Annotated in this window: 21 protein-coding genes, 1 tRNA gene and 1 pseudogene; 13 read left to right on the top strand and 10 right to left on the bottom strand. The window is 67.7% G+C overall.

Features of this window, described 5'->3' with window-relative positions:
• Nucleotides 1-398, bottom strand: a pseudogene (locus tag AC1DRO_RS18310) (HNH endonuclease); the annotation flags it as partial.
• Nucleotides 399-691: 293 nt separating this feature from the next.
• Here AC1DRO_RS18310 and AC1DRO_RS18305 point away from each other — a divergent pair.
• On the top strand, nucleotides 692-1876 hold the full coding sequence (locus AC1DRO_RS18305) for an NAD(P)-dependent alcohol dehydrogenase (RefSeq protein WP_476951916.1): 1185 nt from the start codon (nucleotides 692-694) through the stop codon (nucleotides 1874-1876).
• Nucleotides 1873-2301 (top strand): HIT family protein, encoded by a 429-nt coding sequence (locus AC1DRO_RS18300; protein WP_476951915.1) that lies wholly within the window; start codon nucleotides 1873-1875, stop codon nucleotides 2299-2301. Before AC1DRO_RS18305 ends, AC1DRO_RS18300 begins: the two co-directional genes overlap by 4 nt.
• A gap of 58 nt (nucleotides 2302-2359) precedes the next feature.
• Here the strand turns inward: AC1DRO_RS18300 and hrpA are convergent, their stop codons facing one another.
• Together hrpA and AC1DRO_RS18290 are read right to left on the bottom strand one after the other, a co-directional pair.
• A complete protein-coding gene (hrpA, locus tag AC1DRO_RS18295) occupies nucleotides 2360-6406 on the bottom strand; it encodes an ATP-dependent RNA helicase HrpA (RefSeq protein ID WP_476951914.1) in 4047 nt (1348 codons plus the stop codon).
• A gap of 180 nt (nucleotides 6407-6586) precedes the next feature.
• Complete coding sequence (locus AC1DRO_RS18290) at nucleotides 6587-6754, bottom strand: hypothetical protein (RefSeq protein WP_164468553.1); 168 nt, start codon at nucleotides 6752-6754, stop codon at nucleotides 6587-6589.
• 92 nt (nucleotides 6755-6846) lie between these two features.
• Between AC1DRO_RS18290 and AC1DRO_RS18285 the strand changes: the two genes are divergently transcribed.
• The gene (locus AC1DRO_RS18285) at nucleotides 6847-7812 is read left to right on the top strand and encodes a GlxA family transcriptional regulator (protein WP_028276082.1); all 966 of its coding nucleotides are present in this window, start codon (nucleotides 6847-6849) and stop codon (nucleotides 7810-7812) included.
• Between the two features lie 48 nt (nucleotides 7813-7860).
• On the opposite strand, the gene AC1DRO_RS18280 is transcribed toward AC1DRO_RS18285, so the two are convergent.
• The 6 genes from AC1DRO_RS18280 to AC1DRO_RS18255 form a co-directional block, all read right to left on the bottom strand.
• Nucleotides 7861-8157, bottom strand: a complete 297-nt coding sequence (locus tag AC1DRO_RS18280; RefSeq protein ID WP_476951913.1) for a protealysin inhibitor emfourin — start codon at nucleotides 8155-8157, stop codon at nucleotides 7861-7863.
• 41 nt (nucleotides 8158-8198) lie between these two features.
• On the bottom strand, nucleotides 8199-9272 hold the full coding sequence (locus AC1DRO_RS18275; protein WP_476951912.1) for a M4 family metallopeptidase: 1074 nt from the start codon (nucleotides 9270-9272) through the stop codon (nucleotides 8199-8201).
• Nucleotides 9273-9443: 171 nt separating this feature from the next.
• A tRNA-Arg gene (locus AC1DRO_RS18270) sits at nucleotides 9444-9516 on the bottom strand.
• 203 nt (nucleotides 9517-9719) lie between these two features.
• Nucleotides 9720-11321, bottom strand: a complete 1602-nt coding sequence (locus tag AC1DRO_RS18265; protein ID WP_476951911.1) for an FAD-dependent oxidoreductase — start codon at nucleotides 11319-11321, stop codon at nucleotides 9720-9722.
• Nucleotides 11318-12190 (bottom strand): FAD:protein FMN transferase, encoded by an 873-nt coding sequence (locus AC1DRO_RS18260; protein WP_476951910.1) that lies wholly within the window; start codon nucleotides 12188-12190, stop codon nucleotides 11318-11320. Before AC1DRO_RS18260 ends, AC1DRO_RS18265 begins: the two co-directional genes overlap by 4 nt.
• A gap of 22 nt (nucleotides 12191-12212) precedes the next feature.
• Nucleotides 12213-12650, bottom strand: coding sequence for an FMN-binding protein (locus tag AC1DRO_RS18255; protein WP_018775690.1), 438 nt, complete (start codon nucleotides 12648-12650; stop codon nucleotides 12213-12215).
• 195 nt (nucleotides 12651-12845) lie between these two features.
• Here AC1DRO_RS18255 and argS point away from each other — a divergent pair, with 195 nt between their 5' ends.
• From argS to AC1DRO_RS18205, 10 genes are all read left to right on the top strand, one after another.
• Nucleotides 12846-14510 carry an arginine--tRNA ligase gene (gene argS, locus AC1DRO_RS18250; protein ID WP_476951909.1) on the top strand — a complete coding sequence of 555 codons (1665 nt, stop codon included), beginning with the start codon at nucleotides 12846-12848 and terminating at the stop codon, nucleotides 14508-14510.
• A 5-nt stretch (nucleotides 14511-14515) separates the two neighbouring features.
• The gene (gene lysA, locus AC1DRO_RS18245) at nucleotides 14516-15994 is read left to right on the top strand and encodes a diaminopimelate decarboxylase (RefSeq protein ID WP_476951908.1); all 1479 of its coding nucleotides are present in this window, start codon (nucleotides 14516-14518) and stop codon (nucleotides 15992-15994) included.
• Nucleotides 15995-17311 carry a homoserine dehydrogenase gene (locus AC1DRO_RS18240; RefSeq protein ID WP_028276076.1) on the top strand — a complete coding sequence of 439 codons (1317 nt, stop codon included), beginning with the start codon at nucleotides 15995-15997 and terminating at the stop codon, nucleotides 17309-17311. It begins immediately after the preceding gene.
• On the top strand, nucleotides 17312-18418 hold the full coding sequence (gene thrC, locus AC1DRO_RS18235) for a threonine synthase (RefSeq protein ID WP_476951907.1): 1107 nt from the start codon (nucleotides 17312-17314) through the stop codon (nucleotides 18416-18418).
• A 2-nt stretch (nucleotides 18419-18420) separates the two neighbouring features.
• Entirely contained in the window at nucleotides 18421-19407 is a 987-nt protein-coding gene (gene thrB / locus AC1DRO_RS18230) for a homoserine kinase (RefSeq protein ID WP_476848841.1), read from the top strand.
• A gap of 319 nt (nucleotides 19408-19726) precedes the next feature.
• The gene (gene rho, locus AC1DRO_RS18225; RefSeq protein WP_476951906.1) at nucleotides 19727-21892 is read left to right on the top strand and encodes a transcription termination factor Rho; all 2166 of its coding nucleotides are present in this window, start codon (nucleotides 19727-19729) and stop codon (nucleotides 21890-21892) included.
• Nucleotides 21893-22126: 234 nt separating this feature from the next.
• Nucleotides 22127-23200 carry a peptide chain release factor 1 gene (prfA, locus tag AC1DRO_RS18220; protein WP_079554478.1) on the top strand — a complete coding sequence of 358 codons (1074 nt, stop codon included), beginning with the start codon at nucleotides 22127-22129 and terminating at the stop codon, nucleotides 23198-23200.
• Between the two features lie 16 nt (nucleotides 23201-23216).
• A complete protein-coding gene (prmC, locus tag AC1DRO_RS18215; protein WP_476951905.1) occupies nucleotides 23217-24146 on the top strand; it encodes a peptide chain release factor N(5)-glutamine methyltransferase in 930 nt (309 codons plus the stop codon).
• On the top strand, nucleotides 24143-24910 hold the full coding sequence (locus AC1DRO_RS18210) for an L-threonylcarbamoyladenylate synthase (protein ID WP_476951904.1): 768 nt from the start codon (nucleotides 24143-24145) through the stop codon (nucleotides 24908-24910). The genes prmC and AC1DRO_RS18210 overlap by 4 nt, the downstream gene beginning before the upstream one ends.
• A complete protein-coding gene (locus tag AC1DRO_RS18205; RefSeq protein ID WP_476951903.1) occupies nucleotides 24907-25680 on the top strand; it encodes a WecB/TagA/CpsF family glycosyltransferase in 774 nt (257 codons plus the stop codon). The genes AC1DRO_RS18210 and AC1DRO_RS18205 overlap by 4 nt, the downstream gene beginning before the upstream one ends.
• Before the next feature lie 32 nt (nucleotides 25681-25712).
• On the opposite strand, the gene AC1DRO_RS18200 is transcribed toward AC1DRO_RS18205, so the two are convergent.
• Nucleotides 25713-26609 (bottom strand): glycosyltransferase, encoded by an 897-nt coding sequence (locus AC1DRO_RS18200; RefSeq protein WP_459385198.1) that lies wholly within the window; start codon nucleotides 26607-26609, stop codon nucleotides 25713-25715.
• Nucleotides 26610-26873: the final 264 nt, after the last annotated feature.

The following is a 26873-nucleotide window of genomic DNA, read 5'->3' as shown; positions in this document are numbered from 1 at the left end:
TTGAGCTGACCGGTCTGCAGGGCGGCGAGCGTGTGCGGCATCTCGGTGATCAGGGCGTTGGCCAGGCCGAGGAGCCGGCCGCCCCTGGCCGGGGATTCGCGCCGGGCCAGGGCGATCTGCGCGCCGATCCCGGCGCCGAGCTTCTCGGCCGGGACCCCGAGCCGGGCTTGTTCGCCGCGCTGGAGCAGGTCGAAGGCCACGGCGAGCCGGGCCTGTTCCGCCGACGCGGCGGACTTCCAGTCCTCCAGTTCCCGGATCCGGTCAATGATTTGGGCACTGCCGGTCGCTGAGCGGACGGCAGAACTTAGTCCCGCTGCGGCGGCGAAGGATCGGGCGCGACTCAGGCCGCCGTCGCCGTATCCTGCTTGAACCACTTCGGGCCCCTGATTGCCGTCCATGAATCCAGTGTTTCAGGGACCCCCGACAATAATGGCCGCAGGGGTCCGCTCCGGGTGCCAACTGCCCGGCGGCGGCCAATTCGTTGGCGAATGATGGCGGCTGTCGGTGCGGAAGTCTTGAATGCAGTTGAGTATCCGGCCTTACGGCCAGTTGCTCGGACGGCGTCCCCGGGTGCCCCCCGGCTCGTTGACGCACGACAAGTTGGGCAACGTGCCCGACCTGAACGACGAGGGGGTGTCAGCGAGCCACCCCAAAGTGGAATACATCCCGGGACCGGGGGTAGCGTCAACGTATGACACCTGGACGTCCCGTACCCCCGCCCCTTGCCAAGCCGCTGCCGGATTTGGGCATCACAGACACCAAATCCGCCACCGCGGACAGCACCGCGCCGACCGCCGGCCCCACACTCGCTGCTGCGTACGGTGCCACCTCACCGGACAGCGGGCTTGTTCCCTTGACAGTGTCCCGACGGGCGCCGAAGGCGGACGACGTCGAGATCGCCGTTGAGTTCTGCGGACTGTGCCACTCGGACGTGCACGCCACCCGGGGCGAATGGGGCGGCGACACCTACCCGTTGATCCCGGGCCACGAGATCGTCGGCCGGGTCACCCGGCTCGGTTCCGCCGTCGACGACTTCACGGTGGGTGAGCGCGTAGGCGTGGGCTGCATCGTGGACTCCTGCCGCGAGTGCGAGAGCTGCCTGGACGGCCTCGAGCAGTACTGCGAAAACGCCGCGGTGGGAACCTACGGGGCGAAGGATGCCCGCAACGACGGCGCCATCACCCAGGGCGGGTACGCGACGTCGATCGTGGTGGACCGTCACTATGTCCTGCGGGTGCCGGAAGCACTGGACCCCGCCGCCGCGGCGCCCCTGCTGTGCGCCGGCATCACCACATATTCGCCCCTGAACCACTTCGAGGTCGAGGAAGGCGACGTCGTCGGCGTCGTCGGACTGGGCGGCCTCGGCCATATGGCCGTCAAGATCGCCAAGGCCATGGGCGCCGAGGTCAAGGTCTTCACGACGTCGGAGAACAAGTTCGCCGCAGCGCGCGAGCTGGGCGCCGACGACGTCATCCTCTCCACCGACCCGGCCGCGATGGAAGCCGCGAACCGCAGTATCGACGTCATCATCGACACCGTCGCCGCACCCCACGACCTCAACCCCTACTTCCGCACGCTGGGCCTGGACGGCGTGCTGTTCCAGCTGGGCCTGCCCGCCGAAGCAATGCCGCCCGTCAACCCAGGGGTGCTGATCCGGCGCAGGATCGCGTATGCGGGTTCGCTGATCGGCGGCATCGCCGAGACGCAGGAGATGCTGGACTTCTGCGCCGAGCACGGCGTGGTGTCCAACGTTGAGGTGGTCGGCGCAGACCAGCTCAACGAAGCCTACGACCGCATGGTGGCAGGCGACGTCAAGTACCGTTTTGTCCTGGACGTCAGTACCCTGGGGTCCCCGGCAGAAAAGGCGGACGCATGAGCACTCTCTTCACCAAAATCATCAACGGCGAGATCCCGGGCCGCTTCGTCTGGCGCGAGCACGACGTCGTGGCGTTCCTGACCATGGGCCCGCTGGCCGACGGCCACACCCTCGTGGTGCCCACCGAAGAAGTGGACCGCTGGACGGATGCCTCGCCGGATGTCCTCGGCCGGGTCATGGAGGTTGCCCGCAAGATCGGCGCCGTCCAGGTGGAGGTGTTCGACGCCGCCAGGGCCGGGCTGATCGTGGCCGGCTACGAAATCAACCACATGCACGTCCACGTGTGGCCATCGAACTCAATGGCGGACTTTGATTTCGGTTCCGTGGACCAGCACCCGGATCCGGCCAGGCTGGACGCCAACGCGGAGAAGCTCCGCGAAGGCCTCCGCACGGCCGGCCACGCGGAGCACGTCCCGGCCGCCTAGGTCCCGCCCGGACATTCCCGGCCGCCAGTGCTGGCGCCGGCGCAGCACCCTCAGGGGTCTACGCCGGCGCCAGCACCTTGTTAAGCGCGGCCCGGATACGCTTTTCAGACACCGAATAGGCGGTCCCGAGTTCGACGGCGAAGAGGCTCACCCGCAGTTCCTCGATCATCCAGCGCACGTGGGTTAACTCCGCGCCCGCCCGCCGGCCGGGCAGCAGCGCGGACACGGCGTCGTCGTAGTCGTCCTCCAGGGCCTGGACCGCGGCCATGTGCTGGGCGTCCCGCTGGACGTTGCCCGGCAGCTTCTCGAGGCGCTTTTCGATCGCCGCGAGGTAGCGGGGCAGCTGGCTGAGCTGGGCGTAGCCCGTGCGTGCCACGAAACCCGGATACACCAGCTGCTCGAGCTGGCTCTTGACGTCGTTGAGCGCGCTGATCAGGGCCAGGCTCGTGGTGCCCTTGAGCTGCTTTTCGATCCGGCGGGTGCTGGCCAGGATGCGTTCGACGACGGCGGTGACAGTAAAGACGGTGTCGATCAGCTCCGCCCGGACGCTCTCGTAGAGCGCCTTGAACGAGGCCTCGTCCCACGGCAGCGGGGCCGGCGTGAGCTTGTCGATGGCGGCCAGGGCGCAGTCAGCGATCAGCGCCGCCACGGAACCGTGCGGGTTCTGGCTGAACGTCAGTTTCTCGGTATTGTTCAGGTGCTCCAGGACATAGCGGTCCGGCGGCGGGACCTTCAGGGCCAGGAGCCGGATGACCCCACCGCGCATGGCTTCCTGCTGTTCCGACGGCGTCTGGAACAGCCGCAGCGCCACGGACGTTCCCTCGTCCACCAGGGCCGGATAGCCGGTGACGGTGTGCCCGCCAACGGTTCCCTGGACCTGGCGCTGGACGGTTCCAAACGTCCAGTCCTTGAGCCCGGACATTTCGGTGAACCCGCCCGGCGCCGCGGCAGCGGCCAGGGCGGCCGACGGGGACGTGCCGGCCTGTGATGAACGCGCGCCATCCTTGCCGTTCGCGCCGGCTTTCGCCTTTGCTGTGGCATTTCCCTTGGATTGGGGTGCCGTGGTGCCCGGGGTGGCACCGAGGGATTCCGCGATGGCCCGGCGGGTGGCTGGGGCCAGCCGCTCCTGCAGCGCGCTCAGGTCCTTGCCCTCATCCAGCAACTTGCCGCGGAAATCCACCACGCGGAAGCTGACCCGCAAATGCGATGGCACGGCGTCCCAGTTCCAGGAGCCCGGCGGAATGACCTGTCCGCGGATCCGGCGCAGCACCAGTTCCAGCGACGGTTCAAGCTCGTCCGTGGCGGGATCGAAGTCCGCCTCCAACGCCGCGACGGCCTGGCGGGCCACGTCCGGGGCAGGAACGAAGTTCTTGCGGATCTGCTTGGGCAGCGACTTGATGAGCGCCGTGACGAGTTCCACGCGCTGCCCGGGGATCAGCCAGCGGAACGCGGCGTCGTCGAGCTGGTTCAGGAACAGCACCGGCACCTCGGCGGTGACGCCGTCGGATGGATTTGGCGGCGAACCGGGCGCCACTGGATGGAACTCGTAGCTCAGCGGCAGCTCGAAGCCCTTGTGCAACAAAGTCTTGGGATAGGCCGAATCGTCCAGGGCCGCGGCGTCCTCGCTGATCAGCAGGGACTGGTCGAAGTCGAGCAGGGCGGGATCCTGCTGCCGTGCGTCCTTCCACCACTTGTCGAAGTGCCGCTCCGAGACGACCTCCGCGCCGATCCTGGCGTCGTAGAACTCGAACAGTGTCTCGTCGTCCACCAGAATGTCGCGGCGCCGCATCCGGGCCTCGAGCTCCTCGACTTCGTGCAGCAGCGCGCGGTTCCGGTGGAAGAACTTGTGGTGGGTCTGCCAGTCGCCTTCAACCAGGGCATGGCGAATGAAGAGCTCGCGGCAGAGCTCCGGATCCACCTTGCCGTAGTTGATCCGCCGGCTTGGGATGATGGGCACGCCGTACAGCGTGACCTTTTCGTGGGCCATCACCGCGCCCATCTTCTTGGACCAGTGCGGCTCGCTGTAGCTGCGCTTGACCAGGTCGGGGGCCACCTGTTCGGCCCAGAGCGGATCGAACTTCGCCGCGACGCGGGCCCAGAGCCGGCTCGTCTCCACGAGTTCGGCGGCCATCACGAACGTGGGTGACTTCTTGAACAGTGCCGAACCCGGGAAGATCGCGAAGCGGCTGCCGCGGGCGCCGGCGTACTCGCGCTTGCGCTCGTCGAGGATGCCGACGTGGCTCAGCAGCCCCGAGAGCAGGCTGATGTGGATGCCGTCGTGGTTGCCCACCGGATCGGCAAGGCGCTTGTTGTCCAGGCTGATGCCCAGCGGCCGGGCCAGCTGGCGGAGCTGGGCGAACAGGTCCTGCCACTCCCTGACCCGCAGGTAGTTGATGAATTCGTTGCGGCAAAGCCGGCGGAACGCCGTGGAGGACAGTTCCTGCTGCTTCTCCTGCAGGTAGTTCCACAGGTTCAGGTAGCCGGTGAAATCCGAGTTCTCGTCCCGGAAGCGGGCGTGCTTCTCTGCGGCGAGCTGCTGCTTGTCTGTTGGACGCTCGCGCGGGTCCTGGATGGTGAGCGCTGCGGCCAGGATCATGACCTCGCGGACGCAGCCCCGCTTTCCGGACTCCACGATCATCCGGCCGAGCCGTGGGTCCACCGGCAGCTGGGCCAGCTGCTGCCCGACGGCGGTGAGCCCGCTTCCGGGACGGCCGGAACCGCGGCGCTGCCCGCCGTCGCGCTGCCCGCCGTCGTCCGTTGGCTCCTGCCGCGCGGCGGTCAGGGCGCCGAGCTCGCGCAGGAGGCTGACGCCGTCGTTGATGGCGCGCGAATCCGGCGGCTCGACGAACGGGAAGTTCTCCACGTCCTTCGGTCCGCGGGCCACGCCCATGGCGGTCATCTGCAGGATGACGGCCGCGAGGTTGGTGCGCAGGATCTCCGGATCCGTGAACAGCGGCCGCGACTCGAAGTCCTTCTCGGAGTACAGCCGGATCGCGATACCGTCGGAAACGCGGCCGCAGCGGCCCGAGCGCTGGTTGGCCGAAGCCTGGGAGACGCGCTCAATCGGCAGGCGCTGGACCTTGGTCCGGTGCGAGTAGCGCGAGATCCGGGCCGTGCCGGTGTCGATCACGTACTTGATGCCGGGAACCGTCAGCGAGGTTTCGGCGACGTTGGTCGCAAGTACGATCCGCCGCTTGCTGCCGGGATGGAAGACCTTGTGCTGCTCCTGCAGGCTCAACCGGGCGAAGAGGGGAAGGACCTCGGTGCCCGCGAGGCGCCGGTTGGACTGGATGCGGGCGTTGAGGGCCTCCGCCGCGTCGCGGATTTCGCGCTCGCCGGAGAAGAAGATCAGGATATCGCCGTGGGCTTCCAGGGCGAGTTCGTCGACGGCGTCGCACACCGCGTCGAGCGGGTCGCGGTCCTCCTCGAGTTCGTCGTCCGCGGCGGCACCTTCTCCGGCTCCATCTTCGGCGCTGGCGCCGGTGCCGCCGGCCGGCTGGGAAAGCGGCCGGTAGCGGATTTCCACCGGGAAGGTCCGGCCCGATACCTCGATGATGGGGGAGGGGTCCTCGTCGCTGCCGAAGTGCTTGGCGAAGCGCTCCGGATCGATGGTGGCCGAGGTGATGATGATCTTCAGGTCCGGGCGCTGCGGCAGGATGCGCTTGAGGTAGCCGAGGATGAAGTCGATGTTGAGGCTGCGCTCGTGCGCCTCGTCAATGATGATGGCGTTGTACTTGCGCAGCAGCCTGTCGCGCTGGATTTCCGCCAGCAGGATGCCGTCGGTCATGAGCTTGACCTTGGTGGACCGGCTGACCTCGCCGGTGAAGCGGACCTGGAAACCGACTTCCTGGCCGATTTCGACGCCGAGTTCCTCCGCGATGCGCTCGGCCACGGTGCGGGCCGCGAGCCGGCGGGGCTGGGTGTGGCCGATCAGCCCGTTCTCGCCCAGGCCGAGCTCAAGGCACATCTTGGGGATCTGTGTGGTCTTACCCGAGCCAGTCTCGCCGGCGATGATGGTCACCTGGTTGGCCGCGATGGCGGCCATCAGATCTTCGCGGCGCTCGGAGACCGGCAGCTCGGCGGGGTAGGAAATATGCAATGTCATGGCTGGAGACAGTCTACTGGGGTGGACTGTCCGCTGGGTGGCGACGGCGGCTGTGCAGTGCTGCTATCAGGTCCGGCTGCTGCAGCCGGGCTGTTCCGTTGCTGCTTCAGCCTCGGCGCATGTTGAGGGCCCGGCTGGATGACCGGGCCCGATGGGCGTGTGGACTAAGCGTGCGCGGACTTAGATGTTCCGCATCGTGTAGTTGATGCTCGGCAGGTCCCGGGCCATCCAGTATTCTTCCGAGCGGACGGGCGGAGTGTGGCCGAGGCCATCCTTGCGGAGGGCGGAGATCGTGGCGGTGACGCCGGCAAGAACCAGGATGATGAGGGCTATTCCGAGGAGTTCCATACCTCTATGGTTCTCCGGTTCGGGCCCTTAAAAAAGTGGCAGAAATGCCCAAAAAGCTATAATTTCTGCCACTGTTCTGTCAGGATGGAATCATGATCAAATCAGTGGCAATGATCGTGGTTCCCAACTTCTCGATCTTCGAGTTCGCGACGGCTTTCGAGGTCTTCGGCATCGACCGCTCGGACCGCGGAAACGGCGTGCCCGCGTTCGATTTCCGCGTCTGCGCGCCCGAGCCGGGCGACGTCCCGCTCAAGTCCGGCCTATCCATGCACGTCGGTCTCGGGCTGGAAGCAACTGCGGACGCCGACCTGGTGGTGATGGCGCCGTACGGCCGGGACGAGGACGTTCCCGACTCCGTCCTGGAGGCGCTGCGGGCCGCCCACGCGCGCGGTGCGTGGGTGATGTCCATTTGTTCCGGTGCGTTTGCCCTGGCTCGGGCGGGCCTGCTCGATGGCCGCCGCTGCACCACGCACTGGCATTACTCCCAGGAACTGGCCACCCGGTACCCCGCTGTCCTGGTGGATGAAAACGTCCTCTACGTCGAAGACGGCCGGATCATTACCAGTGCCGGCACGGCCGCAGGGATCGATGCCTGCCTGCACCTGGTCCGCGTGGAGTTCGGCGCCAAGGTGGCCGCCGCCATCGCCCGGGACATGGTGGTCCCTCCGCACCGGGACGGCGGCCAGGCCCAATACATCGACCGGCCCATTCCGACGTGCGGCTCGGAGCCCATGGAGCAGCTGCTGCAGTGGATGGTCCGGCACCTGGACGAGGAACACGCGGTCAACGAACTGGCGGCCCGGGTCCATATGTCGCCGCGGACGTTCGCGCGGCGCTTCCGCGCGGAAACGGGAGCCACCCCCGCGGCCTGGCTTAATTCCCAGCGGGTGCTGCGCGCCCAGGAGCTGCTGGAGAGCACGGAGCTCAATATCGACGAAATCGCAAGGGAGTCCGGGTTCGGGCATTCGGTCCTGTTGCGGCACCACTTTGCCAAGGCGCTGGACACCAGCCCGCAGTCCTACCGGCGCACGTTCCGCGGGCACCTGGCCACGGCATAGCGGGCCTCGGCCCGGCAGCAGCGGCGAGCCAAAGCCCGGCAGCAACAGCTAGCCAAAGCCCGGCGGCGCCGACCCCTCAGCGGCGGCCCGGGCGCATTCGACGAGGTCGCGCCACGGACCCGTCAGCGCACGCTCCGGCAGGACCGCCCGGCGCTGATCGGCCCGGATGCTGTACATGAACCGGTCCGGCTGGCCGGATGTCCCGCTCATCCCGGCGACGTCGTCCCACGGGCAGGCCTCGATCAGCGGCTGCCACCGGTCGGTGTCTTCCGGCGGCTCGGGCCGGACGGTCCACGTCCTCTTCATTCCGGCCACGCCGCCACTGCGCTGGACAGTTATCTTCATCGGACTCGGATCTCAATTGGACTCGATTTGCGGGGCTTGGCTTATCGCCGGGCCCCCGGGAACTTTACTTTCACAGTTTCCCACGCGGAGCGCACGGCGTCATGTTCCTTGGAATCGTCCCCGAACAGCTCCTTGGCAGAGGCGGTGGTGGCCTTGGCGAAGGCGCCGAACGTGGCGGTGGGGGACAGCGTGCCGCCCGTCAGCGTCTCGTACCAGATCTGTGCCGGCGCGTCCCAGGCATTGCCGCCCAGGGCAGTGGCCACCAGACAGAACGCACGGTTGGGGATACCGGAGTTGATGTGCACGCCACCGTTGTCCGCGCTGGTGCGCACGTAGCCGTCCATCGAGTCCGGCTGCGGGTCCTTGCCGAGCACGTCGTCGTCGTATGCCGTTCCCGGAGCCTTCATGGAACGCAAGGCGGCCCCCTGCACCTGGTCGGTGAAGAGGCCTTCGCCGATCAGCCAGCTGGCCTCCGCCGTCGACTGCTTCCGCACATACTGCTCAACGAGGGCCCCGAAGACGTCGGACATCGATTCGTTCAGGGCGCCGGCCTGGTTGCGGTAGACCAGCCCGGCCGAGTACTGGGTCACGCCGTGGGTGAGCTCGTGCCCGATGACGCTCAAGGATTTCGTGAACCGCTCGAAGACCTGGCCGTCACCGTCGCCGAAGACCATTTGCTGGCCGTCCCAGAAAGCGTTGTCGTACAGGCGGCCATAGTGGACCGTGGCATCAAGGTGCAGGCCTTTGCCGTCGATCGAATTGCGTCCGAAGGCTTCGGCGTAGAGGCGGTGGGTATGCCCCAGCCCGTCATAGGCCTCATCGGCGGCGGGGTCGCCGGTGGGCGGTTCGCCTTCTTTGCGGACCACGCTGCCGGGCAGCTTCTCGGTGGACTTGGCGTCGTAGACCGTCCGTTCCGGCGGGGACGGCTTGAGCTCCCGCAGGCCCGGACGGCTGCCGGGCCCTGGCACTGTGCGGGAGGCCTGGAAGCTCGGGACGTGTTGCAGGGCCTGCTTTGCCCCGTGGGCGGCCCTGGAGAGCTCCGGCTTTTGCTGTGCGGCCAGTCTGCGGAGCAAATAGGGCGGAACGATAGAACAGGACGGAGTTGGATAGAACATGTGAGACCCCCTTCACGCTTCGGAGCGGGCAGGGTAGCCCGCCACCGATGAAAACAGCCTACGAGGGAGCACCGACAATCGGCAGGGGCAATGCCGCTGGATTTCCGCGGTCTTTTGGCGGGATTCAGGGCACAAAAAACCCCGCCGTTTCAAACGGCGGGGTTTTGTTCGTGCCCTCGATTGGAATCGAACCAACGACCTTCTGCTCCGGAGGCAGACGCTCTATCCCCTGAGCTACGAGGGCATCCAGGGGTCCTGCCGTTACCGGCGGGACGTCCTAGAGCTTAGCAGGAAGTTGGCCTCCAACGGAAAACCATGGAAAACAGTCGTTCATTTATCATGGAAAACAGTCGTTCATTTATAGAGTCAAGTGGAGTCAAGCGGCGGTCAAACGTGTCCTAGGTGCGTGGCAAGTCCCGCGAATTGGCCGGCGGCTCCGTACGCGGCTCAGTAGCCGGTGAACGTATCCACATGGACCCGCCGGGCGCCCGCGCCACGTGCCGCGGCCCGCAGCGATCGCACACTGGCGGGCGAGCCGGAGACGAAGACCACCCGGCCGCTGATGTCGGGGACCAGCTCCTTGAGGGCCGCCGCATCGATCCTTCTTGAACCTGCGTCCTGCATGAACGCCGGCGGCGCCGAACCGTCCGCAATCCGCGCCAGGACGCGCGCCCCGGAGCGCTGCAGCTCCTCGGCGTAGCCCAGCTCGGCGGCATTCTTTGCCAGGTACAGGAGGACAACGTCGCGGTCCCCGGACGGGGTTCCGGCTGACGCCGCGGCCAGTTGGGCCATGTAGGGGGTGATGCCGATTCCGGCCGCGATGAGCAGCACGGGGGTGGCCGGGTTCCGCGGCAGGAGGAAGTCGCCGTTCACCGTGGTTGCGGTGAGCCCGTCGCCCGCTTCAAGGGCCAGCAGCGAGCGCTTGGCTGACGACACCGGCTCCGCCGTCCCCACCCCGATCGTCAGCAGGGAGGCGTCGGGCGCGCTGGTCAGGCTGAACACGCGCCGGATTCCCTTCCCGTCACCCTTGCCGTCACCCTTCCCGTCACCCTTCCCGCCGGTCGTGTCCGGGGGCAGGTGCAGCTCCAGGGCCTGTCCGGGAGCGAAGCGCACCGGACGTTCCGGGCGGAAGCTGAATTCCGTCGTCGTCGGCGTCAGCGGACGGCTCGCGACGAACGCCAACCGGACCCCGCCCCGCTGTCCGACGGCGAAGGCAAGCGCGTTGCCTGCGAGCAGCGCCAGCTCGGGGGAGTTGGCCACAAACCCCAGGTTGTAGGGGACGGCAAAAAGGGCCCCGACGACGGCGGCCAGCGCCAGTTGCTGCCAGCGCCGCGGGGGCACGGTGAGCGGCTCGGTGAGCATGAACCCGACGAAGAACAGCACCGGCCGCTGCGCGAGCGTCTGCCACAGGGCCTCGGGGAGATCCATCCCGGCCTGGAGTAGATCCGCGGCCACGATGGACACGGCAACCACGGTGAAGACGGCGGCCACGGCGAACTTCCGGGTCCGGTAGAGCACCAGCAGCACCCCTGGCAGCACCAGCCAGAGCATGGCCGGCGTCGCGGCCCACCAGGTGGCAATGTTGAGCCCGGTCAGCCCGGCCAGAAACGCGCCGGCCACGGCCGGATTGAAGATGTGCCGGCCGCGCCAGGCCAGCGCATACTTCGAGGCCGAGGCCAGGATGCAGGCGAGGGCGACGCCGGCGATCTCTGCCAGCTGGAGGCCCTGGGCCGGCTGGCTGGGCCAGAAAAGCTCGCTGGGCCAGAAAAGGAAGTACAGCAGCAGGCCGGTGATGAGTGAGGATTCCGTGTGCGGCCGCACATGGAACAGTGCGGCCAGCCCCTGGCTGGAGGCGTACGTCAGGCCAAGGCACAGGGCAAGGTGGGCCAGCATTTCCGGCAGCCCGAACGTCAGCCAGCCCAGCACATTGAGCAGCAGGCTGTAGCCGGCCAGGACGGCCAGGACCCACAGCACCAGCCGGTACATCGTGAGCCGGCCCAAGGCGGTGTCCAGCCTCGAGCCAAGGGCGGTGGTGGCGATGGCAGTCATGAGAACAGGGCCCCTTCGAAGTCGGCTGAATATTCCGCGTGCCCGTCCGCATACACCGTGAGCCAGGCGCAATCGAACTCCTGCTCCAGCCGCGGACCGTCGACAAAGAACAATGCGGTGGCCAGCGCATCGGCCACCATCGCGGTCCCGGCCATGGCCCAGCTGGCGACAACGGTACGCACCGGAGCTCCCGTGGTGCCGTCCAGGACATGATGGAGCCCGTCGCCCCAGGCGCGCCGGTTGGCGGCGGAAGCGCAAAGGGCGCCTGCCCCCAGCTGGACGGTGCCGATTGCCCGGGTGGGATCGTAGGGGTGCTCGAGGGCAACCACCGCCGGATCCGGCCCCGGATTCAGCAGGTCCCCGCTGGCATCGATGAAATGCCCGCCGCAGCCGCCGTCCCGGAGCTGGGCGGAGAGCAGATCGGCCAGCTGGCCCTTTCCGGCCGCGCCGACGTCGATCACCACCGGAACCGTGGTGGTCAGCGCGGTGCCCTGCCAGTCCAGCGCATCCTCCCACCGGGGCGCGGGAAGCGGCGCACCGCCCGGGCGCAGGGTGTAGGTGGCGTCGTAGCCCAGGCGCTCCAGGCTCCCGCCGATGAGCGGGGTCATCGCACCCTCGGTCAGCCGGTACAGGGTGCCGTACAGCTCGCCCAGGGCGGCCCCTTCGGCGGGCAGCTCAATGCGGCCAGGCGTCCGGGCTGCGTCGGCAATGAGAGAATCGGGGCGGAACCGGGACCACGCGGCGTCGTACTCCTCCACTGTGGCGAGCAGGCCCCGGCGGAGCTCGCCGGAGAGCCGGGACGGGGTGGAAATCTCCCAGCGGGTCCCGATCCCGTCAAAGCTGAAGTGTGTCCAGCCCGGATGCGCCACGATTCCTCTGTCCCTTGCTGCGCTATTGGGCCTGTGACTTGATCTTCGCCACGGCCTGGTTGAAGCCACCGCTGGTCAGCGAGGATCCGGCCACTTTGGAAACCTTGATCTCGTCGAGCTTCTTGCCAACAACCTGGGACTGGATGCCGCCGGCGAACTCGCCCTGGAACTTTCGGGTGTTCGGATTCGAGGGGTGCTGCGTGATCTTCACGTCGGACACGGCACCGCCGGCCAGCGTCAGCTCCACGCCCACGGTCTCAGTGCCGTTGGGGGAGGTGTAGTTCCCGTCGGCGCTGTACGTGCCGTCCTTGTAAGAGCCGGTACCGGCAGCGGACTCGGATGCCGGGGGCGCGCCCTGTGCGGCCGGGGCCTGGGCAGACGGGGCGCAGCCAGCCGCTGTTCCGGCCACGGAGAGGCCGGCAATGCCGACGAGGACGCTTTTGCGGAAGGCGGTATTCATGCGGGACTCGATTCTTTGCGGGGATCGGACAGCGAACAGTGTGGAGGCATGACAGGGTTGCAGACGTTGAATTCAGGGTAACGGTTCACCCTGGGCGCGAGGCCTTGATGACCTTGGGTATTCCCGTAACCGGCCCCGCCGTCATGCCGGGCGCAAGATTCCGCCGCACTCCGGGCCCACCGGTAGGCTAGAAGTGTGACCCCAGAAGAACTCTCCCTCGCCATATCCGCCTGCCTGAAGGACGCCGTCGCCGCCGGTGACATAGCCCTCTCCGCGGCCGACATCCCGGATGAGGTGCGCGTGGAGCGCCCCAAGAACAGGGACCACGGGGACTGGGCCACCAACGTCGCCCTCCAGCTGGCCAAAACGGCGGGCACCAACCCGCGGGAGTTCGCGTCCGTCCTGAGCGCCCGGCTCAAAACGATCGACGGCGTGTCCGCGGTGGACATCGCCGGCCCCGGCTTCCTGAACATCACCGTGGACGCCGCTGCCGCCGGTGCCCTCGCCAAGGCGATCGTCGAGGCCGGTGCGGCCTACGGCACCAACACCGCGCTCGCCGGGCACACCGTCAACATGGAATTCGTCTCGGCCAACCCCACCGGCCCGCTGCACATCGGCCACACCCGCTGGGCCGCCCTCGGCGACGCGATCGCCCGCGTCCTCCGGGCCTCCGGTGCCGACGTCACTGCCGAGTACTACATCAACGACGCCGGTTCCCAGATGAACGTGTTCGCGAACTCAGTGTTCGCGAGGCTGCACGGCCGGGACGTGCCTCAGGGCGGCTACCCGGGCCAGTACATCGCGGACCTCGGCCACGAGGTGCTCACAGAACACCCGGACATCCGCGAACTCACCGAAGTGGCGGCCCTCCCGGTGATCCGGGGCGCCGCCTACAAGGCGCAGATGCATGATATCAAGCAGACGCTGGCCGAGTTTGGCGTCGACTTCGATGTCTACTTCTCCGAGCAGGAGCTCCACGACGCCGGCGCGATCGAGGACGCCGTCGCCCGCCTGCGCGAACAGGGCCACGTGTTCGACGACGGCGGCGCGGTCTGGCTGCGCACCACCGACTTCGGCGATGACAAGGACCGCGTGATGGTCCGCGCAAACGGTGAACCCACGTACTTCGCCGCCGACGCCGCCTACTATCTGTCCAAGAAGGACCGCGGCTACACCGAGAAGATCTACCTCCTCGGCGCCGACCACCACGGCTACATCAACCGGCTCAAGGCCATCGCGGCAGCCGCCGGGGACGACCCCGAGGTCAACATCGAGGTCCTGATCGGCCAGCTGGTCTCCGTCAACGGCGCCAAACTGTCCAAGCGAGCCGGCAACATCATCGAGCTCAAGGACCTCATCTCCTGGCTCGGCAAGGACGCCGTCCGGTACTCGCTGGCCCGGTTCCCCGCCGATTCGCCGCTGACGCTGGACCCGGAGCTGCTGAAGAAGCACAGCAACGAAAACCCGGTGTTCTACGTCCAGTACGCCCACGCCCGCTCCCGCGGCGCCGCCCGCAACGCAGTGGCCGCCGGCGTGGAGCGCCGTGTGGACGGCATAGACAGCTTCAACGCCGCCCTGCTGGACCACCCCACCGAAAACGAGCTGCTCTCGCACCTGGGCAGCTATCCCTCGATCGTGGCCAAGGCCGCCGAGCTGCGCGAGCCGCACCGCGTGGCCCGCCACCTCGAAGTGATCGCCGGCGCCTACCACCGCTGGTATGACGCCTGCCGCGTGGCGCCCCAGGGCGAGGAACCCATCACCGACACCAACCGCACCAGGCTGTGGCTCAACGACGCCACCAGCCAGGTGCTGGCCAACGGACTGGAACTGCTGGGCGTCTCGGCGCCGGAACGGATGTAACCGCCATGACCGCGAATTCAGGACAGTCCCCGCTCGCCCCGGACTGGCTCGAGGTCCCCGCCGACCTCAATGCCCTCCACGAACCGCTGTGGGCGGGCGGTGTTGCACGCAACGACGACGGCGAGCTCACCATCGAGGGGCTGACGGTCAGTGAGCTGCAGCGCCAGTACGGCACGCCGCTGTTCGTGCTGAGCGAGACCGACTTCCGGGCCCGGGCCCGGGCGTTCAGCGACGCCTTCAACGACGCCTTCGCCGATATTTGCGGGGGAGTGGACGTCTACTACGCCGGCAAGTCCTTCCTCTGCACCTCCGTGGTCCGCTGGGTCGAGGAAGAGGGGCTGCGCCTGGACACGGCGTCCGGCGGCGAACTCGCCGTGGCCTTCCGCGCCGGCATCCCCGGCGCCGACGTCGCCCTGCATGGGAACAACAAGTCCGACGGCGAAATCCACCGGGCGCTGGACATGCAGCTGGGACGGATCGTGGTGGACAGCCTCGACGAGCTCGAACGCGTCGCGGCGATCGCCGCCAACCGGGGCGACACGGCCAGGGTGATGCTGCGGCTGACCCCCGGAGTGCACGCCCACACCCACGAATTCATCGCCACGGCCCACGAGGACCAGAAATTCGGCCTGTCCATGGCCGGGGACTCCACGGACCAGGCCGGACTGTCCGCCGCAGAGGAAGCCGTGGCCACGGCCACGGGGCACGCCAGCATCGAACTGCTGGGCCTGCACTGCCACATCGGCTCGCAGATCTTCGAACCGGACGGCTTCGCCCTCGCCGCCGAGAGGCTGCTGGACTTCCTGGCGGCGATGCAGTCGAAGTACTCCATCGTGCTGCCCGAGCTTGACCTCGGCGGCGGCTACGGCATCGCCTACACGCCCGTGGACACCCCGCGCCCGGCCGCCGAAATCGCGCAGGCGATGGCCGCCGTCGTCCGTTCCAAATGCGCTGCCCTCGGCATAACCGCCCCCCGGATTTCGATCGAACCGGGCCGCGCGATCGTCGGAAGCACCACCTTTACGCTGTATGAGGTCGGCACGCTCAAGACCGTCCGGGTGGACTCCCCGGCCTCTGCTGGTGCCGCGGCCGGCCACGACGGAGCCGGGGACGTTACGCACCCCCGCCGCTATGTGTCGGTGGACGGCGGGATGAGCGACAACCCCCGGCCGGTGCTGTACGACGCGGATTATTCGGCGATTCTCGCCTCGCGGAGCTCCGCCGCGGCGGCGCAGCTGTCCCGAGTGGTGGGCAAACATTGCGAGAGCGGCGACATAGTTGTTAGAGATGTATATCTGCCCGAGGACGTGGCAGCCGGTGATTTGCTTGCTGTACCGGGGACCGGCGCCTACTGCTGGGCCCTGTCAAGCAACTACAACTATCTGGCCCGGCCGGGCGTTATCGCTGTCAGCGACGGATCTGCCCGGCTCATTGTCCGCGGGGAAACCGAAGAAGATTTGCTCAACCGCGACATGGGAGTCTGAATGTCTGAATTGCGAACCCTGAAAGTGGCCCTGCTGGGCTGTGGCAACGTTGGGGCCCAGGTTGCGCGGATTCTCATTGACGACGCCGACGCCCTCGCCGCGCGCACCGGCGCCCGGCTGGAACTGCAGGGCATCGCGGTGCGCAACCTCGATGCCAAGCGCGACGTCGAGCTGCCGCAGGAGCTGTTCACCACTGACGCCGAAGTCCTCGTCAAGGACGCCGACGTCGTCATTGAACTCATGGGCGGCATTGAGCCGGCCCGGACCCTGATCCTTACCGCCATGCGGCACGGTGCCTGTGTTGTCAGCGGCAACAAGGCGCTCCTTGCCCAGGACGGCCCAACACTGTACGAGGAAGCGGACAAGGCCGGGGTGCAGCTGTCCTACGAGGCCGCCGTGGCCGGCGCCATCCCCATCCTGCGGCCCATCCGTGACAGCCTGTCCGGCGACCGGATCACCCGGGTGCTCGGGATTGTCAACGGCACCACCAACTTCATCCTCGACCAGATGGACTCGACCGGCGCGCAGTTCGCCGACGCGCTGGCCGAGGCCCAGCGCCTGGGCTACGCGGAAGCCGACCCCACAGCCGACATCGAAGGCTACGACGCCGCCGCCAAGGCCGCGATCCTCGCCTCGCTGTCCTTCCACACGCGGTTCGCCCTGGAAGACGTCTCCTGCGAGGGCATCACGTCGGTCACCGCGGCTGACATCGCCGCGGCCAAGGAAGCCGGCTTTGTCATCAAGCTGCTGGCCATTGCCGAGAAACTGGTTGACGAGGACGGCAAAACCGGCGTCTCGGTCCGTGTCCACCCCACGCTCCTGCCCCGCGAGCACCCGCTCGCCGCTGTCCGCGGTGCATTCAACGCCGTCTTCATCGAAGCCGAGAACGCCGGCGAGCTCATGTTCTACGGCCAGGGTGCCGGCGGCACCCCGACGGCGTCCGCCGTGCTGGGCGACCTCGTCTCCGCGGCCCGCCGCATTGTCCTGGGCGGCCCCGGCCGCACCGAAACCACCACGGGACACGTGCCATCGCTGCCCATCGACGCGGCCGTCACCAGCTACTACATCGGACTCGACGTCGCGGACCAGCCCGGCGTCCTGGCCAGGATCGCGCAGCTCTTCGCCGAGCACGGCGTGTCCATCGAAATCATGCGGCAGACCATTCACCGCGACGCCGACTCCAACGTGGAATCGGCCGAGCTGCGGATCGTCACACACCGTGCACGCGAAGCCGCACTTGCAGCAACCGTCGAGGCCGTCAGGCGCCTGGACGTCATCAATTCCGTCACATCCGTACTCCGGGTAGAAGGAGTCTAAGTGGCTCACCAATGGCGCGGTGTCATCCGCGAATACGCCGACCGTCTTCCTGTCACGGAAGCGACCAAGGTCATCAGCCTGGGCGAGGGCGGCACCCCGCTCGTGCATGCCCGCCACCTCTCTGAGCTGACCGGCAGCACCGTCTACCTCAAGGTCGAAGGCATGAACCCGACCGGTTCCTTCAAGGACCGCGGCATGACCATGGCCATGACGGCAGCGGTGGCCGCCGGCGCCAAGGCCGTGGTCTGCGCCTCCACCGGCAACACCTCCGCCTCCGCCGCGGCCTACGCGACGGCGGCCGGGCTGCAGTGCGCGGTGCTGGTCCCGGAGGGCAAGATCTCCATGGGCAAGCTCAGCCAGGCAGTCGCGCACGGAGCCACGCTGCTGCAGGTGGACGGCAACTTCGACGACTGCCTCGACATCGCCCGCAAGCTCGGCGAGTCCTACCCGGTGTTCCTGGTCAACTCCGTCAACCCGGCCCGGATCGAAGGCCAGAAGACCGGAGCCTTCGAAGTGGTGGATTCGCTCGGCGACGCCCCCGACTTCCACGTGCTCCCGGTGGGCAACGCCGGCAACATCAGCGCGTACTGGAAGGGCTACAAGGAATACGCTGCGGCGTTCGAGTCGCCCACCGCCGGGTCGCTGCCCGCAGTGTCCACGAAGACACCCGTCATGTGGGGCTTCCAGGCCGCAGGGGCGGCGCCCTTCGTGGCCGGCCACCCCATCACCGAGCCCGACACCATTGCCACCGCCATCCGGATCGGCAACCCGGCCTCCTGGGACACCGCCGTGGCGGCCCGGGATGAATCCGGCGGCGTGATCGAGGCAGTCACGGACGAGGAAATCCTGTCCGCGCACCGGTGGCTCTCCGCCCGGGAAGGCGTTTTCGTGGAGCCCGGCTCCGCTGCCGGCGTCGCCGGGCTGATCAAGAAGCACGCGGCCGGGGAAGTGCCGGCAGGCAAGACGATCGTAATCACGGTGACCGGTCACGGCCTCAAGGACCCGCAGTGGGCCCTGCGCACCGAGGACGGCAGCGACGTGCAGCCAGTCAAGGTCTCCAACGACGTCGTCACCGTCGCCGCAGCACTGGGACTGGAAGAAAGATAACGTTGGAAACAACCCTCACCGTCCCGGCCGAATCAGCTGCCGGCTCCCCGGCCGTTCCGGCGGGCCAGCTGGTCACCGTGCGTGTCCCGGCCACGAGCGCCAACCTGGGCCCCGGGTACGACAGCCTCGGCCTGGCCCTCTCGCTGCATGACACGCTGACCGTGGAAACCCTGGCCAGCGGTGAACTTGAATTCGAGCTCAGCGGCGAGGGTGCCGAGTCCCTGCCCCGCGATGCGACGCACCTCGTGGTCAAGGCCTTGACCGAGGCACTGCACCGCCTGGGGTTCCGGCACGAAGGCCTGCGGATCACGGCGGACAACGTCAACCCGCACGGACGGGGCCTGGGCTCCTCGGCCTCGGCCGTGGTGGCGGCCGTCAGCGCCGCCAATGCCCTGGTTCCGGAGGCCTCCCGGCGTGGCCGCGACTGGATCCTGCAGCTCACAAGCGAAATGGAAGGCCACCCGGACAACGTTGCACCCGCCATTTTCGGCGGACTGGCGCTGTCATGGCAGGACAGTGACCAGTACAGCAGCACGTGCGCGTCCGTGGCCGCCTCTGTGATCCCCGTGGTCGCCGTGCCCGACTACGAGCTCTCCACTGAGGCCGCCCGGGCCCTCTTGCCGGCCTCGGTGGGCCACCATGCCGCGGCCATGAACTCCGGCCGCGCCGCCCTGCTGATCCATGCCCTGACCACGAACCCGGAATTCCTGCTGCCCGGCACCGAGGACTACCTGCACCAGAGCTACCGCGCCGAGGCCATGCGGCCCAGCGCGGAACTGATCGGCGCGCTGCGCCGGGCAGGGCACGCCGCCGTCGTATCCGGCGCCGGACCCACCGTGCTGGTCCTGGCCAACGGCGAAGCGGAAGCCCGTGAAGTTGTGGACTTCATCGGCGCCCACACCGCGGGCAACACGCCGGAAGTGGGCTGGCGCGTGATGAAGCTGGCCGTGGACGTTGAAGGTGCTAAAGTGGAAGTGCACCGGCGGTAAATACGCAGGCGGTAAATTTATAACCGTTGTAAGACCGCGATGTTGGCCACGTAGCCTCTCTCATCTTTCACTGCGCAATATTTTCCGGTGCCACCTGCTTTCGGTCTGACGCAGGAATCAGCAGAATTGATCTGCCCCCTGAAACTCAGCCCGCCGTTCCTCATTTCTCGGATCGTGCATGGTGAAGCTATATCCGGCCCTGCTGGCCGATATCCATCCGGCAAGGCCGAAATCCCGGCTGCAGATCTGAACTGCAGCCCAGATCAAATCACCGCGTCCAGCTCTTAGCCTGGACGCCGTCGAGGGGGAAGGATCCTTCGTGACCGAAACCACTGAGCTGTCTCCGGCTGTGGATACATCTTCTGCTGCCGAATCAACGACAGCACCCGCCAAGAGCAGCGGCCTTGCAGGCCTTAAGCTCGCCCAGCTCCAGGCCCTCGCCAGCCAGCTGGGCATTTCCGGCGGTTCCCGCATGCGCAAGGGTGATCTGGTCACGGCCATTTCCGCCCACCGCGCAGGCACCCCGGTAAGCAAGGCTCCGGCCCGCGCTGCCGAAAAGGCGAGCGACAACGGCACTGTGTCCCACGCAGCGGCCCCGGCAGCTGCGCCCGCAACGGCGCCCGCCGCCGAGGACGAGTCCCTGGCAAGGGAAAACACCGCCCAGGAAAGCCCCCGCGCCCGCCGTGGCCGCAGCCGCCGTGCAGGCAGCGACGGAGTCGTCACGGCTCCCGCCGTTGAGGCACCCGCCGCCGCCCCGGCTGAAGCCCCCGCGGTTTCCACCGAGTCCGGCGCCCGGGAATCCGCCACTGCAGAATCCGGCGCCGCCGTTTCCGGAACGGAATCCGGCGACCGCACGAGGCAGCCGCGCACCCGCAACCGCCGCCGCGGCGAAGCCGCAGCCCAGACTACGGATGCCGGCCAGAACGCCGTCGAGGCCCCGGCCGAACAGCCCGCCGCTGAACAGCGCACCGAGCAGCGTGAACAGCGCGATCAGCGCACCGAACAGCGTGAACAGCGCACCGAACAGCGCGAGCCCGGCAGCGAAGACGGCCAGCGCCGTGACACCCGCACCCGTGGCGGCCGCGACGACTCGGCCGGCACCCGCGAAAACACCCGCGACAGCGATGATTCTGACGGCGGAAGCCGCCGGAACCGCCGCAACCGTCGTGACCGCAACGACCGCGGTGACCGCCAGGGCCAGCAGGACAGCCGCGACAACTCCTCGCGCAACGATCGCTTCCGCGACCGCAACGACCGCCGCCGCGGACGTCAGCAGGGACCCGACGTCGACGACGTCGAGGTCACCGAGGACGATGTCCTGCTGCCGGTCGCCGGTATCCTCGACGTGCTCGAGAACTACGCGTTCATCCGCACGTCCGGTTACCTGCCGGGCCCGAACGACGTCTACGTCTCGCTCGCCCAGGTCAAAAAGTACAACCTGCGCAAGGGCGACGCCGTCGTCGGCGCCATCCGTGCACCGCGCGAAGGCGAAGCCCAGCAGGGGAGCCAGCAGCAGTCCGCCCGCCAGAAGTTCAACGCCCTGGTCCGCGTCACCTCGGTGAACGGCAAGACGCCGGAAGAGCTCAAGGACCGCGTCGAATTCGCGAAGCTCGTCCCGCTGTACCCCTCCGAGCGCCTGCGCCTCGAGACGGACCCGAAGAAGATCGGCCCGCGCGTCATCGACCTCGTGGCCCCGATCGGCAAGGGCCAGCGCGGTCTGATCGTTTCGCCGCCGAAGGCCGGCAAGACGCTCATCCTGCAGTCCATCGCCAACGCCATCACCACCAACAATCCTGAGGTCCACCTCATGATGGTGCTCGTTGACGAACGTCCCGAAGAAGTCACGGACATGCAGCGCACCGTCAAGGGTGAGGTCATTGCCTCCACCTTCGACCGTCCCGCCGACGACCACACCACCGTGGCCGAGCTTTCCATCGAGCGTGCCAAGCGCCTCGTGGAAATGGGCATGGACGTTGTGGTGCTTCTGGACTCCATGACCCGCCTGGGCCGCGCCTACAACCTGGCAGCACCGGCCTCCGGCCGCATCCTGTCCGGTGGTGTGGACTCCGCCGCGCTGTACCCGCCGAAGCGCTTCTTCGGTGCAGCCCGCAACATCGAAAACGGCGGCTCGCTGACCATCCTGGCCACCGCGCTCGTCGAGACCGGTTCCAAGATGGACGAGGTCATCTTCGAAGAGTTCAAGGGCACCGGCAACATGGAACTGCGCCTGTCCCGCCAGCTCGCGGACAAGCGCATCTTCCCGGCCGTGGACGTCAACGCGTCCGGTACCCGCCGCGAGGAAAACCTGCTTTCCCCCGAGGAAGTCAAGATCATGTGGAAGCTGCGCCGCGTCCTGTCCGGACTCGAAACGCAGCAGAGCCTTGAGCTGCTGACCAACAAGATCCGGGAGACCCAGAGCAACGTCGAGTTCCTCATGCAGGTGCAGAAGACGACGCTTGGTGCGAAGTCCGATAACGACAAATAGCTGCTCCAACCGCTAGATTCTGGCGGTCCCGCGCGCTAACGCCGCACGGATTTTCCGCCCCCGCCCCTCCGCCGGGTGGCTTACGATCTACGATCGCAAGCCACCCGGCGTCGGCAGGCCCGAAGCCACTCCCGGGGCGGAAAAATCCGTGCGGCTTCGTCGTTAAGTCGCCAGCCGCGGTCCAGTTTTTGTTGTCGTAACTAGACTTGGTTTCAAGTCGAAAGAGGTTTGAAAATGTTTGAGTCCGTACAGGGCCTGTTGGATGAGCATGACTCTATCCAGGCTCAGCTGGGGGATCCTGCTGTCTACGCTGACCAGCGCCTGGCCCGGAAGCTGGGGCGGCGTTCCGCCCAGTTGAACGGCATTGTGGAGGCCTACCACCGCTGGGAAGGCATCCGCGATGACCTGGCCGCTGCCAAGGAAATGGCGGACGAGGACCCCGAGTTTGCGGCCGAGGTGCCCGAGCTGGAGGCCGCACTGGAGCTGGCGGCGGCCAAGCTGCGCCGGCTGCTGATCCCGCGCGACCCGGACGACTCCCGCAACGTGATCCTCGAGGTCAAGGGCGGCGAAGGCGGCGACGAGGCAGCCCTGTTCGCCGCGGACCTGCTGCGGATGTACAGCCGTTACGCGGAATCCCGCGGCTGGAAGACCGAGATCATCTCTGCCACCGAATCGGACCTCGGCGGGTACAAGGACGTCCAGATGGCCGTCAAGGGCAGCTCGAACGATCCGGCCGAAGGCGTGTACGCCCGGCTCAAGTTCGAAGGCGGCGTGCACCGGGTCCAGCGTGTCCCCGTCACCGAATCCCAGGGCCGCATCCACACTTCGGCCGCCGGCGTGCTGGTGCTGCCCGAAGTGGACGAGCCCGAGGAGCTCGAGATCAACCAGAACGATCTCAAGATCGACGTCTACCGCTCCTCCGGTCCCGGCGGGCAGTCGGTCAACACCACCGACTCCGCGGTGCGCATCACGCACCTTCCCACCGGAATCGTCGTCGCCATGCAGAACGAGAAGTCGCAGCTGCAGAACCGTGAGGCCGGCATGCGCGTGCTGCGTGCCCGCATCCTGGCGCACCAGCAGGAGCTGATCGACGCCGAAAACTCGGCGCAGCGCAAGTCGCAGATCCGCACCATGGACCGCTCCGAGCGCATCCGTACCTATAACTACCCGGAAAACCGGATTGCGGACCACCGCACCGGTTACAAGGCCTACAACCTGGACCAGGTCATGAACGGCGACCTGGAACCGGTGATCCAGTCGGCCATTGAATTGGACGAGCAGTCCCGGCTCGACGCCATCGGCGAATAGGCGCGGGTCACTGGTGATGACTGCAGGTGATGGTCCGAGCCTCGCGGAGGCCGTCAGCGAGGCGACGGCGGTCCTCGCGGAGGCCGGCGTGCCCAGCCCGCGCGTGGACGCCGAGCTCCTGGCCGGGCACCTGCTCGGCGTCGGACTGGGCCGGTTGCGCGCGCTGATGCTCGGGGACTCGCCGGCGCCGGAAGGCTACGCCGACCTCGTCGCCGAACGGGCGCAGCGGATCCCGCTGCAGCACATCACGGGCGTAGCGCACTTCCGCTACCTCGAACTCGCCGTCGGTCCCGGTGTGTTCATCCCGCGGCCGGAGACCGAATCCGTGGTGCAGCTGGTCCTGGACTGGCTCAGCGATAGGAAACGGCTGCACGGCCTGGCGCGCCCCAAGGTCGTTGACCTGGGCACCGGGTCCGGTGCCATTGCAGGCTCGATCGCCCATGAGGTTCCCGGCGCGGAAGTCCACGCGGTCGAGTTCAGCGAATTCGCGCACGCGTGGGCGGCGAAAAACTTGGCTCCCCTGGGCGTCCACCTCCTCCGTGGCGACCTGCGCGACGCGCTGGCCGAACACAACGGCACGTTCGACGTCGTCGTCTCCAACCCGCCCTACATCCCCGCCGAAGCGATCCCGAACGAACCCGAAGTGGCGCTGCACGACCCGCCCGAGGCGCTCTACGGCGGGGGAGCGGACGGGATGGAACTTCCGACGGCGGCGGCCGCCTCGGCTGCCCGCCTGCTGGTCCCCGGCGGCTACTTCGTGATGGAGCACGCCGAGGTCCAGTCGAAATGGATCGCCGCGATGCTCAACCGCGCCGCGGTGTTCGCCGAGGTGACAACGCACCGTGACCTCAACGGCAAGGACCGCGCCACCAGCGCCGTCCTGGCACCGTCAGGGCCGACGCCTGCGAATAATCGTGTGACAAGTGATGAAAGAATAGGCCAGTGACGACTAGCTACGATTGCACGGCGGCCGGGCAGCGCGCTGCGGGACTTGAGCACGCCCAGCGGGCCATCCGGGAGAACAAGTGCGTGGTCTTTCCCACGGACACGGTCTACGGGATTGCCGCCGACGCCTTTTCACCCCTTGCCGTGACCCTGCTGCTCGCCTCCAAGGGCCGGAGCCGGAAGATGCCGCCGCCCGTGCTGATCCCGAGGCTGAACGCCCTCGATGGCCTGGCCACGGACGTTCCGGCCGAGGCGCGGCGGCTGGCCGAGGCGTTCTGGCCCGGCGGCCTGACCCTGATCCTGCATGCCCAGCCGTCGTTGGACTGGGATCTCGGCGAGACCAAGGGCACGGTCGCCCTGCGGATCCCGGCCGACGAGATCGCCCAGGACCTGCTGACGCTTACCGGACCCCTCGCGGTGTCCTCCGCGAACCGCACCGGGCACGCCGCGGCGCAGACCGCCGCGGACGCCGAAGCCCAGCTGGCGGAATCCGTGGAGGTCTACCTGGAGGGCGGACCCCGGCCCGCCGACGGCGCCGACGCCCTCGCCTCGACCATCGTCGACGCGACGGCGCTGCCCTTGCGCGTCGTCCGGCAGGGAGCCATCAGCCTCGACCGCCTGCGCGGCGTGGTGCCCGGCGTCCTGGACATCGACGGCAACGCCGCCGGTGCTCCGGAGCCCGCTGCGGAGCCCGCCGCTGCAGAGTCCGCCGCTGCAGAGTCCGCCGCTGCGGCGGGCGCTGCGCCGGAGCCCGGTTCCGCATGACGCTGGAGCGTCAGCGCGTCCCTTTCCTCGACGTCGAAGCGACCCCCGTGACGGTGTCCGAGCTGACTGCGGTCCTCAGCGCCTTCATGGCCGAGGGCCGTACCCGGATCGTGGTGGGGCACAACCTGCACAGCGTGACGCTGCTGCACTCCGATCCTGCCTTCCGCTCGTTCTACGAGCGCAGCGACGTGGTCCTGATCGACGGCGCACCGGTGCTCTGGCTCTGGGCGAAGACCAGCGAAGAGGCCGACGGCAGGGAACCGGTGATGGACTACCGGCTGGGGTCGACCGACTGGATTCCCGCGCTCGGCAATGTCGCGGGACTGGAGCGCATTGCGATCATCGGTGCAGGCGCCGTGGCCAACGCCGGCGCCGTGGCCAAGCTGCGGGAGATCGTCCCCGCGGCGCGGGTCGACGGCATGCCCGGCGAAGGCTGGAACAAGGAAGTTGAGGAAGCCGCGGTCGAATGGCTGAACCGGCTGCGCCCGCAACTTGTGCTGCTGGGCCTCGGGATGCCGCTGCAGGAGCAGGTCATGGCCCGCCGGCTTGCCGCGCTTCCGCCTGCGGTCTATTGCGCCGTCGGCGGCGCCATCGAACAGATTGCCGGTGTGCAGAAACTGGCGCCGCGCTGGATCGGCCGGCTCGGACTCGAATGGGCCTGGCGGCTCATGCTCCACCCGCACCGGGTGGCCTACCGGGTGTTCGGCGAACCCTGGGTGCTGCTGGGCCTGCTGCTCCGCCGGCGCCTGCGCCTGCGCCGGCAGCCCTAGGCTGCCGGCGGGACTGCCAGCGGGGGAGCACGTCAGAACTTCTGGTCCTCCAGCGGGCCGAAGCCCTTGCCGCGGAGACCGGCCGAAAAAGCGCGGAACCAGTCAGCGAGCCCGCGGAAGTCGCCGCTGCGCAGGAAGTAGCCGAGGTAGCCGCCCACATCCGCGATGAAGGACTTGACCCGGAAGTGGCGGCGGATCATGTACCCGCGGTTCCGGTAGTAGAAGTAGCGCTTGAAGGCGGAATCCGGAACGATCACGTGCCACCGCGCACCGAAGACGTGCTTGGTTTCAGCGAAGGCATGCGGGTGCGTGATGGCCGCGGTGGTCACCGTGCCGAAGCGGATCCCGGCCTTCCTGAGCCTGAGCGTGAAGTCCACCTCGTCGCCACGGATGAAAAGGCGCATGTCCGGCAGGCCGACTTTGAAGAAGACATCGGAACGGATCAGGGCGCCGTTGAAGAAGTGTCCGTCGTCGGGCAGGAATCCGACCTTTTCCACCTCAGCGCGCTCATGCGTGACCTTGCCGCCCAGCCGGAAGAAAAAGGACAGCTGGTCCGGGTGGCCGGGGGCCACCACGAGGGGCACGACGGCGTCCAGATCACGTTCCTGGGCCTCACGGAGCAACGTGGCAAGGCAGCCGGGATCTGCCGGTTCGGCGTCGTCGTCCATCATCCAGATCCAGTCAGCCCCGCTGGCCACGGCCTTGAGGATGGCCAACGAGAATCCGCCGGCGCCGCCAAGGTTCGCCTCGGACCGGACATAGTCCACGTTGGCGTGCTGGCCGGCAACGTCCGTCGACGGCACGGTGCCGCTGTCGACGAGGCAAATGGACTGCACTGGAGCGGTCTGGTTGTTGATGGCGTCCATCAGGACCGCCAGCTCCCTGGGACGGTCAAACGTCACGGCAGCGACTGCAACCGAGGGGGTCATCGCGGGGTCCTTTCAGCACGACCGTCAGTGGTTTTCCCGCCGGCAGAGGGCCGTGTGACGCGAAGACAGGTGGCCGTTGGCATTAGTATCTTGACTAGAGTCCACTGTAATACAGCCCTGTCAGGCACTACGCACTGCCTGCCCTGCGCACGGCGACGGAGAAGTTTCATTTTTCGAAAGACAGTTCCACCGCAATCGAATCCACCCCATTTCCGCAGCTCACCGGCGCGTCCGGTGCTGCGGGACGTGCCGGCGTGCGGTGCC

The sequence above is a fragment of the Arthrobacter sp. P4_F11 genome (assembly GCF_056401395.1).
Note: the sequence above shows the minus strand (reverse complement) of the source record. Positions and strands in the feature narration are given on the sequence as shown.